2 protein-coding genes are annotated in these 1,848 nt (G+C 59.4%); both read right to left on the bottom strand.

The window, feature by feature from the left end; translation table 11 throughout:
- A partial coding sequence (locus JMY24_RS37945; RefSeq protein ID WP_201704114.1) for a tyrosine-type recombinase/integrase occupies positions 1-851 on the bottom strand: 851 nt, incomplete at its 3' end.
- The coding region (locus JMY24_RS37940; RefSeq protein ID WP_328809343.1) for a tyrosine-type recombinase/integrase at positions 844-1,848 on the bottom strand (1,005 nt) is incomplete at its 5' end. The genes JMY24_RS37945 and JMY24_RS37940, both read right to left, overlap by 8 nt.

Raw genomic sequence — 1,848 nt, 5'->3', positions numbered from 1 at the left:
AGCGCAATGACCGTGAGGTCAACTCCAGCCTGAAGCAGGTGCATGGCAGTCGCGTGCCGGACCAGGTGCGGTGAGATGCGTTGGCCCTTGAGTCCCGCGCAATCAGTTTCCACAGCCTGGTAGGCGAGGTTAAGGCGATCGGTTATTCCGGTTCGCGTCATCGGTCCGCCTGAACGATTTGGAAAGAGCCACTGTCCGGGTGAAGCGCCAATTTGCCGAAGCCAGAGCCGGATCTGGCTTGCGGTGCTGCGCCAGAGCGGGACCACACGTTCTTTGCGGCCCTTACCGTGAAGACGTACAGAAGGGCTTCGATCCAGATCGACGTCGCCAACGCGTATGCCGATGAGTTCGGATACCCGAGCGCCGGTGTTATAGAGGGTCGCCAACATCACGCGATCGCGCCGGCCGCACCATGTGTTGGAGTTGGGTGCATCGAGCAAGGCGCATATTTCTTCTCGGGAGAGGAAGCGGACCAGCGGGCGCTCGTAACGCTTCATCGGGATCGCGAGCACCTGTTGAATCGTGCCGAGCGATTCTGGTACTCGGGACGCAGCATAGTGCAGAAACGAGCGAATGGCGGCAAGCCGGAGGTTGCGGCTGCGGATGCTGTTTTGGCGAGCCACTTCGAGATGCTTGAGGAATTCGAGAACCAGTGGTGCATCAATATCGCTGAGTTCCAGGCGTTCAGGTTTCCGATGCAATCGCTGTTCGGTGAATTCGAGAAGCAGCCTCATAGTGTCGCGGTACGCAGCCACCGTTCGCGGGCTGGCGTTACGCTGCTGTATCAGGCGCTCCATAAAGAACTGCTGCAGCAATTGCGCAAACGTCGGTGATGAGTTCAGGTCAAGCATGATTGCCTCCTTGAACGAAGTGCTCGAAGCGATCGCCTGCGATGGTCATCAGCTCAGGTATTGCCGTTATGTACCAGAACGTATCGGTAACCTGGGTATGTCCGACATAGGTGGAAAGCACCAGCATCGCATTACCGACATCGATCCCCTCCTGATACCAGCCGATAAGACGGCGGCAGATAAAGCTGTGCCTCAGATCGTGGATGCGCGGGTGCGGGTGACCCCCTCGGGCCTGCCATCCGAGCTGTGCTCGAAGACGGGCGAAGGCATATGCGATCTGACGATAGTTCACTGGCCTCCCGCGGTCTGTCACGAAGAACGTGTCGGTCGTCGACGCGGGCAGCCTTTTATCCCGATTACAGGCATAGGCACGGAGGGCTTCAGTGGTGGTCGGATGTAGAGGAACCTGGCGGGCTTTCCGAAACTTGCTCTGACGGATCGTGAGCAGGCCGCGTTCCAAGTCCACGTCCGAGCGCCGAAAGGCCAACGCCTCCGAGATACGCAAACCCGTGGCCGCAAGCAGACCGAAGACGGTTTCACAGGTAACTGGACGCAGGCTGCCGGCGGCCGGAAGTCGTCGCGCAGTATCCAGCAACGCGTCGATCTCCTCCTCCGAGTAGATATGCGGGGTCAGCCGTCGATGTCCCGGTCCACATAGTCCGGGCGATGCAATTTCGGTGGCGGGATCAAACTGCAGGCGATACTTGGCAAACGGGCTCAAGATTTTTAGCCGACCTGCTCTCGTGGTGGCTGTCGCGCGGCTGGACGAACAGGCCCAACGCAATGCCAGTTCTTCCGTGATCGGACCGCGGTGACCGATTTGATCGGCGAAGCGTGCAAAGCACAGTAGCCGCCTTTCCTCACTCTCCAAAGCGAAGCCGAGTCGCCGCCGGCATTCGAGATAGTCCTCGACCAGGGACACCATGGTAGTGGCGGGCTTCATGTGCGTCTCCCCGGCCATGGCAAGGCAACGGTATTGAGCCTGGGTAGATCGACT

Origin of the sequence: Paraburkholderia kirstenboschensis (assembly GCF_904848585.1) — a bacterium.
GTDB classification, from domain to species: Bacteria; Pseudomonadota; Gammaproteobacteria; order Burkholderiales; family Burkholderiaceae; genus Paraburkholderia; species Paraburkholderia kirstenboschensis.
This window is presented reverse-complemented; position numbering and strand designations above follow the sequence as displayed.